The sequence below is a fragment of the Pseudomonas sp. FSL R10-2964 genome, assembly GCF_009600035.1.
Taxonomy (GTDB): domain Bacteria; phylum Pseudomonadota; class Gammaproteobacteria; order Pseudomonadales; family Pseudomonadaceae; genus Aquipseudomonas; species Aquipseudomonas bubulae.
This window is the reverse complement of sequence record NZ_WIWH01000008.1, coordinates 109,500-121,780: the sequence shown is the minus strand read 5'-3', so window position 1 is coordinate 121,780 and position 12,281 is coordinate 109,500. Positions and strand designations below refer to the sequence as shown.

General features: G+C 58.2%; 13 protein-coding genes. 5 read left to right on the top strand and 8 right to left on the bottom strand.

Annotation, left to right across the window (positions count from 1 at the left end; translation table 11 throughout):
* Positions 1-44: 44 nt before the first annotated feature.
* Both GHN92_RS06765 and msrB read right to left on the bottom strand, forming a co-directional pair.
* A complete protein-coding gene (locus GHN92_RS06765) occupies positions 45-530 on the bottom strand; it encodes a glutathione peroxidase (RefSeq protein ID WP_095024004.1) in 486 nt (161 codons plus the stop codon).
* Between the two features lie 17 nt (positions 531-547).
* Positions 548-943 (bottom strand): peptide-methionine (R)-S-oxide reductase MsrB, encoded by a 396-nt coding sequence (gene msrB, locus GHN92_RS06760; protein ID WP_095002240.1) that lies wholly within the window; start codon positions 941-943, stop codon positions 548-550.
* Positions 944-1,165: 222 nt separating this feature from the next.
* Here msrB and GHN92_RS06755 point away from each other — a divergent pair, with 222 nt between their 5' ends.
* Together GHN92_RS06755 and htpX are read left to right on the top strand one after the other, a co-directional pair.
* Positions 1,166-2,377: a pyridoxal phosphate-dependent aminotransferase gene (locus GHN92_RS06755; RefSeq protein ID WP_095002241.1), complete on the top strand. Its 1,212-nt coding sequence runs from the start codon at positions 1,166-1,168 to the stop codon at positions 2,375-2,377.
* Positions 2,378-2,690: 313 nt separating this feature from the next.
* Entirely contained in the window at positions 2,691-3,578 is an 888-nt protein-coding gene (htpX, locus tag GHN92_RS06750) for a protease HtpX (RefSeq protein WP_088379295.1), read from the top strand.
* A gap of 60 nt (positions 3,579-3,638) precedes the next feature.
* On the opposite strand, the gene GHN92_RS06745 is transcribed toward htpX, so the two are convergent.
* Positions 3,639-4,298, bottom strand: coding sequence for a thiopurine S-methyltransferase (locus GHN92_RS06745; RefSeq protein WP_133144890.1), 660 nt, complete (start codon positions 4,296-4,298; stop codon positions 3,639-3,641).
* 101 nt (positions 4,299-4,399) lie between these two features.
* On the opposite strand from GHN92_RS06745, the gene GHN92_RS06740 reads away from it, so the two are divergent.
* The gene (locus tag GHN92_RS06740) at positions 4,400-5,167 is read left to right on the top strand and encodes a class III extradiol ring-cleavage dioxygenase (RefSeq protein ID WP_095019382.1); all 768 of its coding nucleotides are present in this window, start codon (positions 4,400-4,402) and stop codon (positions 5,165-5,167) included.
* A gap of 99 nt (positions 5,168-5,266) precedes the next feature.
* On the opposite strand, the gene GHN92_RS06735 is transcribed toward GHN92_RS06740, so the two are convergent.
* Together GHN92_RS06735 and GHN92_RS06730 are read right to left on the bottom strand one after the other, a co-directional pair.
* The gene (locus tag GHN92_RS06735) at positions 5,267-6,937 is read right to left on the bottom strand and encodes a DEAD/DEAH box helicase (RefSeq protein ID WP_095002244.1); all 1,671 of its coding nucleotides are present in this window, start codon (positions 6,935-6,937) and stop codon (positions 5,267-5,269) included.
* Between the two features lie 372 nt (positions 6,938-7,309).
* Positions 7,310-8,065, bottom strand: a complete 756-nt coding sequence (locus GHN92_RS06730) for a spermidine synthase (protein ID WP_095002245.1) — start codon at positions 8,063-8,065, stop codon at positions 7,310-7,312.
* Between the two features lie 157 nt (positions 8,066-8,222).
* Here GHN92_RS06730 and GHN92_RS06725 point away from each other — a divergent pair, with 157 nt between their 5' ends.
* Positions 8,223-9,569, top strand: coding sequence for a class II 3-deoxy-7-phosphoheptulonate synthase (locus tag GHN92_RS06725; protein WP_095024006.1), 1,347 nt, complete (start codon positions 8,223-8,225; stop codon positions 9,567-9,569).
* Between the two features lie 124 nt (positions 9,570-9,693).
* On the opposite strand, the gene GHN92_RS06720 is transcribed toward GHN92_RS06725, so the two are convergent.
* The gene (locus GHN92_RS06720; protein WP_133144889.1) at positions 9,694-9,873 is read right to left on the bottom strand and encodes a DUF1127 domain-containing protein; all 180 of its coding nucleotides are present in this window, start codon (positions 9,871-9,873) and stop codon (positions 9,694-9,696) included.
* Between the two features lie 96 nt (positions 9,874-9,969).
* Between GHN92_RS06720 and GHN92_RS06715 the strand changes: the two genes are divergently transcribed.
* Entirely contained in the window at positions 9,970-10,827 is an 858-nt protein-coding gene (locus GHN92_RS06715) for a LysR substrate-binding domain-containing protein (RefSeq protein ID WP_095019384.1), read from the top strand.
* On the opposite strand, the gene GHN92_RS06710 is transcribed toward GHN92_RS06715, so the two are convergent.
* On the bottom strand, positions 10,817-11,566 hold the full coding sequence (locus GHN92_RS06710) for a sulfite exporter TauE/SafE family protein (protein WP_176465201.1): 750 nt from the start codon (positions 11,564-11,566) through the stop codon (positions 10,817-10,819). The two genes, GHN92_RS06715 and GHN92_RS06710, sit on opposite strands and share 11 nt — an antisense overlap.
* A gap of 139 nt (positions 11,567-11,705) precedes the next feature.
* The gene (locus GHN92_RS06705) at positions 11,706-12,278 is read right to left on the bottom strand and encodes an elongation factor P (RefSeq protein ID WP_016780001.1); all 573 of its coding nucleotides are present in this window, start codon (positions 12,276-12,278) and stop codon (positions 11,706-11,708) included.
* Positions 12,279-12,281: the final 3 nt, after the last annotated feature.

The window sequence follows — 12,281 nt, the reverse complement described above, 5'->3', positions numbered from 1 at the left end:
TCGCAGCCTCGTTCCACTCGTCAGCGGCTACAGATAGAGCGATTTTAACCCAGTAACGCTTCGATATCGGCCTTGAGCGCCTCAGGCTTGGTGGTCGGGGCATAGCGCTTTACGCTTTTGCCATCGCCACTGACCAGGAATTTGGTGAAGTTCCATTTGATTACCTGCGAGCCCAACAGCCCCGGCGCACGCCTCTTGAGCTGGACAAACAACGGATGAGCCTGGGGGCCATTGACCTCGACCTTCTTGAACAGCGGGAAGCTCACACCAAAATTCAGCTCGCAAAACCCGGAAATGGCCGCTTCGTCGCCCGGCTCCTGCTTGCCAAACTGGTTACAGGGGAAGCCCAGAATCACCAGCCCTTGATCCCTGTACTGCTGCCACAACGCCTCCAGCCCTTTGTACTGTGGGGTAAAGCCGCACTTGCTGGCCGTATTGACCACCAGCAGCGCCTTGCCGCCGAAATCGCCAAGGGCCTTTTGCTCACCGACCAGCGTGGTACAGGCAATATCGAGCAGGTTATCGTTCATGGCAACACCTCAAGAAGTCAGACGCGAGGGACCAGGTCCAGGCACACCGAGTTGATACAGTAGCGCAGCCCGGTCGGGGGCGGACCGTCAGGGAACACATGGCCCAGATGCGCATCACATTTGGCGCAGACCACTTCGGTACGCACCATGCCGTGGCTGACGTCACGGATCTCGACCATCGCACTGTCGCCAATGGGCCGGGAAAAGCTCGGCCAGCCGCAGCCAGAGTCAAACTTGGCGCTGGAGTCAAACAGCGGCGCGTTGCAGCAGATACAGTGATAGACACCGTCAGTTTTGGTGGCGTTGTATTTCCCCGAAAACGGCCGTTCGGTGCCTTTGAGGCGGCACACGTTGTATTGCTCCGGGTCGAGCATGGCCTTCCATTCGTCCAGGGTTTTGTTCAACTTTTCCATGGTTCTGCCTCTGTCACTGAAAAACCCCGACCGGTGGCTTTTCCAGGGATCGGGTGGCACGTATGATTGCGCCTCGTTAATCACCAGTCTGGCACCCGCCCTAGCTGCATTCAAACGGATTCTTGAAGCAAAGCGGTGTTAGCCACTGTGTGCAAACACAGAATTTCCCAGAGCAGTGGTCATCACATCGCCTGGATCGTTCATTTTCGGGATCACATCGCCATGCAGGTCAGCAAATCAAACAAGCTCGCCAACGTCTGTTATGACATTCGCGGCCCGGTGCTCAAGCACGCCAAACGACTGGAGGAGGAAGGCCATCGCATCCTCAAGCTGAACATCGGCAACCCGGCACCTTTTGGTTTTGAAGCGCCGGACGAAATCCTCCAGGACGTGATCCGCAACCTGCCGACAGCCCAGGGCTACAGCGACTCCAAAGGCCTGTTCAGCGCCCGCAAGGCAGTCATGCAGTACTACCAGCAAAAGCAGGTGGAAGGTGTCGGCATCGAAGACATCTACCTGGGCAACGGCGTGTCCGAGCTGATCGTGATGTCGCTGCAGGCGCTGCTCAACAATGGCGACGAAGTTCTCGTACCAGCACCGGACTACCCGCTGTGGACCGCTGCCGTGACGCTGGCTGGCGGCCATCCGGTGCACTACCTGTGCGACGAGCAAGCCAACTGGTGGCCTGATCTTGAGGACATAAAAGCCAGGATCACTCCAAACACCAAAGCCATGGTCATCATCAACCCGAACAACCCGACGGGTGCGGTGTACTCCAAGGAAGTCCTGCTGGGCATGCTCGAGATTGCCCGCCAGCACAATCTGGTGGTGTTCTCGGACGAGATCTACGACAAGATCCTCTACGACGACGCGGTGCATATCTGCACCGCTTCACTGGCCCCTGACGTGTTGTGCCTGACCTTCAACGGCCTGTCCAAGTCGTACCGGGTTGCGGGTTTCCGCTCGGGCTGGATTGCCATCTCCGGGCCCAAGCAAAACGCTCAGGGCTATATCGAAGGCATCGACATGCTGGCCAACATGCGCCTGTGCGCCAACGTGCCCAGCCAGCACGCCATTCAAACCGCACTGGGCGGCTACCAGAGCATCAATGATCTGGTACTGCCCAACGGACGCCTCCTTGAGCAACGGAACCGCACTTGGGAACTGCTCAACGCGATCCCCGGTGTCAGTTGCGTGAAACCGATGGGGGCGTTGTATGCGTTCCCGCGTATCGACCCGAAAGTGTGCCCGATCCTCAACGACGAGAAATTCGTGCTGGACCTCCTGCTCTCGGAAAAACTGCTGGTGGTACAAGGCACCGCCTTCAACTGGCCGTGGCCGGATCACTTCCGCGTCGTGACCCTGCCTCGTGTCGACGAGCTGGACATGGCCATTGGCCGGATCGGTAACTTTCTGAAGACTTATCGTCAGTAGTTTCTGAATATGTTGTGCGACCAATCAAAAGTCGCACAACATGTGTCTGATGAAACATTCTTCATTCTGCGTCTTTACGGACCTCCCCCGCCTTCAATAGCCTCATGAAAACCATAAAGCCCTTTATTTACTGGCGCTCAGTGGAACTTTTGGCCAAAAAAAACGCTCCTTCATATTAGGAAATTCCCAGCAAACTACTAAAATCAGGCTGCAGGACACAGTTTGAAATAGTCACCTGGTTGAATAGCCTGTGGCAGCACCTTATATACCCCGCATACGGCAACACCCTTAAGACGAGGAGATTCATACAACCATGATGCGCATTCTGCTGTTTTTGGCCACTAACCTGGCGGTCGTGCTGATTGCCAGCATCACCCTGAGCCTGTTCGGCTTTGACGGGTTCATGGCGGCCAACGGGGTTGATCTGAACCTCAGTCAGCTGTTGGTGTTCTGTGCGGTCTTTGGTTTTGCAGGGTCTCTGTTCTCGCTATTCATATCCAAATGGATGGCGAAGATGAGCACCAGCACCCAGGTGATTACACAACCTCGTACTCGTCATGAACAATGGTTGATGCAAACCGTTGAACAACTGTCCCGCGAAGCCGGGATCAAGATGCCTGAAGTGGGGATTTTCCCGGCATACGAGGCTAACGCCTTTGCCACGGGCTGGAATAAAAACGATGCACTGGTCGCAGTCAGCCAGGGCTTGCTCGAGCGTTTTTCGCCCGATGAAGTAAAAGCGGTACTGGCCCACGAAATCGGCCACGTTGCCAACGGCGACATGGTCACCCTGGCGCTGGTGCAGGGCGTGGTGAACACCTTTGTCATGTTCTTTGCCCGAATCATCGGCAACTTTGTCGACAAGGTGGTGTTCAAGAACGACGAGGGCCGCGGCATTGCCTACTACGTTGCGACCATCTTCGCCGAACTGGTCCTGGGTTTCCTCGCCAGCGCCATTGTGATGTGGTTCTCGCGTAAACGTGAATTCCGGGCTGACGAAGCCGGTGCGCAGCTCGCCGGCACCTCGGCCATGATCAGCGCCCTGCAGCGCTTGCGCTCCGAGCAGGGTCTGCCGGTGCACATGCCGGACACCATGGCGGCTTTCGGCATCAACGGCGGCCTCAAACAAGGCCTGGCGCGGATGTTCATGAGCCACCCGCCACTGGAAGAACGTATCGACGCACTGCGTCGCCGCGGCTAACCCCACGGCAAACATAAAAAGGGCGACCCAGGTCGCCCTTTTTTGTGCCCGGGTTTTGCTTCAGGCGATTTTGCTCAGGCGATACACCCGCTCCACCAGTCGCGTCACGCCACTCTTGAGGAACTTCCACTCCTGATCGAGTACATCCGGCTGCTCGAGCACTTCCAGCGCCCAGGCATGCGACAGCAGGCTTTGTACCTCGGCGTCCGGCACCGAGAACGGCGGGCCGTTCATTTGCGACTGATCGTAATCCAGGGTAATCAACAGCCCCCGACAGCTTGGCGGCAGAATCCGGCTCAGGTGCCGAGCATAGGCCGCACGCATCTCGGGAGGGAATGCGATGGTTGCAGCGCGGTCATACAACCCCACACAGGAGGCCACGTCAGCCTCAGTCAGGGCAAACACATCACCGCAGAGGATCTTCACAGGACCCGCCTCGTACACCTTGAAGGCGCCCTGCTGACGAACCTGTGGCTCGACCTGTTGTTCACTGAAAAACTGCTCCACGGCCGTCTGCGTCAGCTCCACGCCCAGCACTTCATGACCGTTGGCCGCCAGCCAGCTCATATCCAGGCTTTTGCCGCATAGCGGCACCAGCACACGACCGCCCTCCTCCACCCCCAGTGCCGGCCAAAGGCGCTGAAGGTAAGGGTTGACCTGCGACAGGTGAAAGCCAATCTGATTGCGATCCCAGCGGTCGTGCCAAAATTCGGGCTGCATGATTCACCTTTAAATTCGATAGATAAGCACTAAAACTTATATTGGATTTAGATCAATGATCAGGATGAAGATGACGCATCTCAACTTCGAGGACATCTTTCATGCTCCCCAGCCTGTTTATCTCCCACGGCTCCCCCATGCTAGCACTGGAACCGGGCGCCAGTGGCCCGGCGCTCAAACGCCTGGCGGCCGAACTGCCGCGCCCCAAGGCCATAGTGCTGGTGTCTGCGCACTGGGAAAGCCCCGACCTGCGGGTCGCCAGCCACCCGTCACCGGAAACCTGGCATGACTTTGGCGGCTTCCCGCCAGCACTGTTTGCCGTGCAATACCCTGCGCCCGGCGACCCGAAGTTGGCCGCGAACATTGTGGAATTACTGGCAGACAACGGCTTGCCGGCGCGACTGGACGCCAGACGCCCTTTTGACCATGGCGCCTGGGTGCCACTGTCCTTGATGTACCCGGATGCGGATATCCCGGTGGTGCAGGTCTCGTTGCCCAGCCAGTTGGGCCCGGCGGGCCAGACCAGGGTAGGCCATGCACTGGCGGTCTTGCGCAGCGAGGGGATTCTGGTCATCGGCTCGGGCAGCATCACCCACAACCTGCGCGAACTGGACTGGCACGCAGGCCCTGAGAGCATTGAACCCTGGGCCAAGGCGTTTCGTGACTGGATGATCGACAAACTGGCGGCTGATGACGAAACGGCGCTGCATGCCTACCGCACACAGGCGCCTTTCGCCGCTAAAAACCACCCCAGCGACGAGCACCTGCTGCCGTTGTATTTTGCCCGTGCCGCGGGCGGCCAGTTCAGCATTGCCCACCAGGGCTGGACACTGGGTGCGTTGGGGATGGATATCTACCGGTTTGGCTAGCGCCCCGCTCCCACAAAGGCCAGCAAATACAAATCCCGGACAAAAAAAATCCCCGCACCAGGCGGGGATTTTTTTAGCGATCAATCACTGCAAGAGTGATTAATCTTCGCGGTAGCGACGCAGTTTCAACTGCTTGCCAGCAACGCGGGTGTCTTTCAGTTTGGCCAGCAAACCTTCCAGACCGGCTTCCGGCAGTTCTACCAGGCTGAAGCTGTCACGCACCTGGATGCGACCGATAGCTTCACGAGCCAGGCCACCCTCGTTGAGGATAGCGCCCAGCAGGTTCTTGGCAGCGATACCGTCACGCGCACCCAGCGCGGTACGGCAACGTGCACGGCCTTCAGCCAATGGAACCGGAGCACGACGCTCGCGATCACCACGATCAGGACGGTCACCCGAACGCTCGGAACGCTCACGCGGTGCACTGTTAGGCACCAGTGGACGTTCACGCTCGATGGCTGCCAGGGTCAGGGCCTGACCGTTGGTTGCCTTGCGCAGCAGAGCAGCGGCCAGGGCACGCGGGCTGCAGCCGATATCGGCAATCAGGCGATCCAGCAGATCACCGTGAGTCGATTCAGCGTCAGCGACCAGCGGCGTCAGGCTGTTGGTCAACTTCTTGATGCGGGCATCAAGAACAGCCTGGGCATCCGGCAGACGGACTTCCGCAACTTTCTGACCGGTTACACGCTCGATCACTTGCAGCATGCGGCGCTCACGCGGAGTCACCAGCAGCAGTGCGCGACCTTCGCGACCGGCACGGCCAGTACGGCCGATACGGTGAACGTAGGACTCTGGATCGTAAGGCATGTCAACGTTGAACACGTGAGTGATACGTGGAACATCAAGACCACGTGCCGCTACGTCGGTTGCCACAACGATGTCCAGACGGCCATCCTTGAGCGAGTCGATAACGCGCTCACGCTGGTTCTGGGCAATGTCACCGTTCAGCGCAGCAGCTTTGTAGCCTTTGGCTTCAAGGGCGCTGGCCAGATCCAGGGTCGCTTGCTTGGTGCGAACGAACATGATCAGGGCGTCGAAATCTTCAACTTCCAGCAGGCTCAATACAGCCGAGGTCTTCTGGTCAGCGTGAACCAACAGGTGAGCCTGTTCGATCGCGGTAACGGTCTGAGTCTTGGTCTGGATCTTCACGTGTTGCGGATCGCGCAGATGGCGTTCGGCAATGGCACGGATCGACTGCGGCAAGGTTGCCGAGAACAATACGGTCTGACGGGTTGGCGGAAGTGCCTTGAAGATAACTTCAAGATCGTCCATGAAACCCAGTTTCAACATTTCGTCAGCTTCGTCCAGAACCAGGTGGTTCACGGTCGACAGCACTTTTTCGTCACGACGCAGGTGGTCGCACAGACGGCCCGGAGTGGCGACAACGATCTGTGCGCCATTACGGATTGCTTTCAGTTGTGGACCCATAGGGGCGCCGCCGTAAACGGCCACAACGGTAACGCCCGGCATTTGCTTGGCGTAGGTTTCGAAAGCGGTTGCTACTTGCAGCGCCAACTCACGGGTTGGCGCCAGGATCAGGGCTTGCGGCTCGCGCTTAGCAGGATCGATGCGGTGCAGGATCGGCAGGGCGAACGCGGCGGTTTTACCCGTACCGGTTTGCGCCTGACCAATCATGTCGTGACCGGCCATGATGATCGGGATCGATTGCTGCTGAATAGCCGAAGGTTCTTCGTAGCCAGTCGCGATGACAGCAGAAAGAATGTTCGGATTAAGATTAAAAGCGGCGAAGCCGCCGGTTTCCTGGGTCATGGGTCTGCCTCTAAGTGCATCCGCAAAGACCCATGCTCCAAAGCTGCGCATGCCGTGTAAGACTCAAGAGTCGCCCTGGCTGCTTTGTCGGCGGGGATTTGCGAAAACGTTTAAATGAATGGAGCGTTCAGGGTTGTCCGCGAAACGGACGAGCAGCCGAAGCGTGCTTCGGGAAATGCGACACCTAAACGTGGCCCGGCTAAAGGCCGGCGCGCACTATACCGGATTTATCAAAAAAAAGAAGGGGTTTTTTGCCACAAAATCGTCTGTATCCCTCTGTGGACCGGGCTTTAACGTTTTTTTTCGTCCTTGAAAAAGCTTTTCGTGCCGGGCCACTCTGGGTGAAACGCTAAAACGTTTCACCGCTTGGCATCAAGTCGCCGGGCGAATTGCCTTGATCAGGGACTCCAGCGAATAACCCAGACGCGGAGCCAGGACTTGTGCCCGGACTGTCAGCGCGTCGATATCGAGTGCCTGTTCCAGATCAGCAGGTACCATCAGGATGACATTACCCTCCTTGACCGGCAGCTCCCAATAATGGCGGTGATACAGGCCGCGCAGCAACGCAGCCCCCAGCGGCTTGCCATCGTCGGTGGCCCACTGGTTGATGATCAGCCAGCCATTGGGGGCCAGCTTCTTTTGGCAGTTTTCAAGGAATGTCCAGGCCAGGTGACCCGCTGCCGGTCCAAGATCGTTGTACAGATCGACAAAAATCAGGTCCGCGGGCTCGGCGCTGTCCAGCAGCTCCAGGGCATCACCGATACGAATATACAAACGCGGATCATCATCCAGGCCCAGGTATTCGATGGCCAGACGCGGCACATCCGGGCGCAGCTCGATGGCTTCGACATCTTCCAGGGGCAAAAACTTGAGACAGGCCTGGGTCAGGGTTCCGGCACCCAACCCCAGAAACAGTGCGCTTTCCGGAGCGTCATGGCACAACGCACCAATCAGCATGGCGCGGGTGTAGTCGTATTCCAGCCAGCTGGGGTCAGCAGTGAACACGCAGCTTTGCTCGATCGCATCGCCGAATTCGAGGAAACGGTAGTCAGCCACTTCCAGCACTCGAATCATGCCGAAGTCATCATGAACTTCGGCGAGCAGACGCTCTACGCGCTCCTCAGACATTTCCTCTCCTTGCCGCGCCCCGGTACTACCCGCGGCGCTGAAAAAACAGCCACTCGATATCGAGCGCAAAGGCGCGATTGTCGGCCATTGCGGCGCAACAGGTCACGCACTAATTGCTGCTAACATGGGCCATCTCCAACAAATACTAGAGTCTGCGATGAGCCCAATCTGGACCCCTGACAGCTGGCGCGCCCTGCCGATCCAGCAACAACCCCACTACCCTGACGCGGCGCACCTGCTGCGCGTCGAGCAAAGCCTGGCCAGTTACCCGCCACTGGTATTTGCCGGCGAAGCCCGGGAACTGCGCCGACAGTTTGCCGAGGTCACTCAAGGCAGGGCGTTTCTGCTTCAGGGCGGTGATTGTGCCGAGAGTTTTGCGGAGTTTTCGGCAGCCAAGATTCGTGACACGTTCAAGGTCCTGCTGCAAATGGCCATTGTCATGACCTTCGCGGCAGGGTGCCCGGTGGTCAAGGTCGGGCGCATGGCCGGGCAATTCGCCAAGCCGCGCTCGGCCAATGACGAAACCATCAACGGCGTGACCTTGCCTGCCTATCGAGGCGATATCGTCAACGGCATTGGCTTTGATGAAAAAAGCCGCGTGCCAGACCCAGAACGCCTGCTGCAGTCCTATCACCAGTCCACCGCCACCCTGAACCTGCTGCGCGCCTTTGCCCAGGGCGGCTTTGCCGACCTGCACCAGGTGCACAAGTGGAACCTGGACTTCATCGCCAACTCGGCCCTGGCAGAGAAATACAGCCAGCTGGCCGACCGTATCGATGAAACCCTCGCCTTTATGCGTGCCTGCGGCATGGACAGCTCGCCGCAACTGCGCGAAACCAGCTTCTTTACTGCCCACGAAGCGTTGCTGCTGAATTACGAAGAAGCCTTCGTACGCCGCGACAGCCTGACCAACGATTACTACGATTGCTCGGCACACATGCTCTGGATCGGCGACCGCACACGCCAGCTGGACGGCGCCCATGTCGAGTTCCTGCGCGGGGTCAACAACCCGATCGGGGTCAAGGTCGGCCCGAGCATGAACAACGAAGACCTGATCCGCCTGATCGATATCCTCAACCCGGATAACGATCCGGGCCGCCTCAACCTGATCGTGCGCATGGGTGCCGACAAAGTGGGCGATCACCTGCCGCAGCTGATCCGCGCGGTAGAAGGCGAAGGCAAGCAGGTGCTGTGGAGTTGCGACCCGATGCACGCCAACACCATCAAGGCCAGCAGCGGCTACAAGACCCGTGATTTCGCGCAAATACTGGGTGAAGTGAAACAGTTCTTCCAGGTTCACGATGCCGAAGGCAGTTACGCAGGTGGCATTCATATCGAAATGACCGGCCAGAACGTGACCGAATGCATCGGCGGTGCCAATCCGATTACCGAAGACAGCCTGTCGGATCGCTACCACACCCACTGCGACCCGCGGATGAATGCCGATCAGTCACTGGAACTGGCGTTTTTGATTGCCGAGACGCTGAAGCAGGTCAAACGCTGAAGAGCACCCTAACCCTCTCCCGGAGGGAGAGGGGACTGACCGCACGCGGTTTCAAGAACACCGACAATCAGCGCCCTCTCCCTTAGGGAGAGGGCTGGGGTGAGGGGCAGCAAACACCGCGCCCTCACCTGTTAAACGGATCATCCCAAAAAGCCCGATGGCTTTCGGCCTCGATATCCGCCCTGCTCAACCCAAGGTCCTTGAGCGCCGCATCACTGATCTGCCGCAAGCACGCCCGCTCCCGCGACAATTGATACCAGCGCGAAATCCGGGCAATCCACACTACGTCTATTTGACCTTTCATCACTTGAGCCCTCCTGTGGTATGGCTCAAGTGTCTGCGCGGGCATAAGATCAATCCAACGAATGTTTCTTATGCGATACATCTGCGAGATTGATCAATGGCTGAATTTCCCAGCATCGACACCGACCTGCTGCGCACCTTTGCCGCCATCGCCGATCACGGCGGCTTCACCCGCGCCGCCGAAGCGGTCAATCGCACCCAGTCGGCGGTCAGCATGCAGATGAAGCGCCTGGAAGAAGACGTGCTGCAATGTGCGCTGTTCCAGCGCGAAGGGCGCAGTGTCAGCCTGACCCAGGAAGGCGTGGTGCTGCTCGGCTATGCCCGGCGCATCCTCAAGCTGCACAGCGAAGTGTTCAACACCCTGCGCCAACCACAGATGGTGGGCACGGTGAAGATAGGTTCGCCGGATGATTACGTGATGCGTTTTTTGCCCGGCGTATTGTCGCGCTTTGCCCAGGACTACCCGCTGATCAACGTCGAGGTACATTGCGAGCCGTCATCCCAGCTGTTGCAGCGTAATGATCTGGACCTGACGATCGTGACCCGCAAACCCGGTACCGAAATGGGCCAGATCCTGCGCCAGGAACGCTTTGTCTGGATGGTGGCCCAAGGCTTTTCGCCCCATGAACAAACACCCCTGCCCCTGGCAATGTTCAATACCGACTGTTTTTGCCGGACCTGGGCCTGTAATGCCCTGGATATTCAACAACGTGAATACCGGGTTGCCTACACCAGTGCCAGCCTCGCGGCGATCAACGCCGTGGTCAGCACCGGGCTCGCCGTCACCGCTCAGCTACAAAGCCTGCTGACGCCCGACCTGCGCATCATCGGCGCGGCCGAGAACCTGCCGGAGCTTCCCTCAGCCAGTATTGTGCTGTTACGCAAAGCCAACAGCGCGTCGTCACCGATCATTGAGTGCTTTGCCGAATACATCGTCGAAGGCTTCAAGCTTTGAGCGCCAGCAACCCCGCGCACAGCAGCAAGAAAGCACAATACAGGCCGCGCAACAGGCGCTCCGGCAAAGCGTGAGCCAGCCTGACACCCCAACTGATGCTTAACAGCCCACCAATGGCCATCGGCACGCCCATGGCCCAGTTGACCTCGTCATGCACTGCATACGTCAGCAAAGTCACCGCCGTACTTGGCGCAGCAAGGGCCAGTGACAGGCCCTGGGCCACAACTTGAGTGGTGCCGAACACACTGGTCAGCACGGGCGCCGCCACCACGGCGCCACCGACACCAAACAGCCCGCCGGTCGTGCCTGCCACGGCACCCAGCACCCCGAACCACGGCCAGCCATAGCGTGAACCGGCCACAGGCGGGGCTGGCGAGGTGTACATTTTGATCAGGTTATAGAGGGTGATCGCCAGCAAAAAGACGATAAAGCCCCAGCGAATGATCCGCGCATCCACGCCAACGGCGAGCATCGCGCCCAACCAGGCGAAGCAAAAACTCATCAGCACCAGCGGCAATGCCTGACGCAAATTGATCCTGTTGCGTTGCTGATAGCGGTACAACGCCAAGAACACATTGGGCACCGACATGGCCAGGGCCGTGCCTTGCGCCAATTGCTGGTCCAGACCGAACCACAACCCCAATACCGGGATCGCGATCAGACCGCCTCCAATTCCGAACAACCCGCCCAGCGCCCCCATGGCGATACCCAAGGCTGCATACATTACAAAATCGATCAGCATTACCACCCCTCGTTGTGAGCACCCATGCTAACCAGTCCCCGGCGCCGGGCAAAGCGCAGAACCGGGGCTTTTTCATCGAGCAAAAAAAAGCCCGGCATCAAGGCCGGGCTTTTTCATCGTGCGGTTAACGCAAGGTTTAAACCTTGGCGCGGCCCTTGTAGGAACCACCGTCACGGGTATCGATTTCGATCCAGTCACCGATTTCAACGAAATCAGCAACGCTCAGCTCGGTACCGTTTTTCAGTTTGGCAGGCTTCATCACCTTGCCCGAAGTGTCGCCGCGAGCGGAACCTTCGGTGTAGTCAACCTGACGCACGATAGTGGTCGGCAGCTCTACGGATACCAGACGGTCTTCGAAGAAGATCGCTTCGCAAACGTCGGTCATGCCTTCTTCAACGAATGGCAGAACGGCTTCGATGTCTTCAGCGTTCAGCTCGTACATGGTGTAGTCAGTGGTGTCCATGAACGTGTAGGTGTCGCCGCTGATGAAGGACAGGGTCGCTTCTTTGCGATCCAGGATCACGTCTTCCAGCTTGTCGTCAGCGCTGTATACGATTTCGGTCTTGTAGCCAGTCAGCAGGTTTTTCAGCTTGGTCTTCATGATCGCGCTGTTACGACCGGACTTGGTGAATTCAGCTTTCTGAACCAACCAAGGGTCGTTTTCGAGCTTGATGACTGTACCGGGTTTAAGCTCTTTACCAGTTTTCATTAC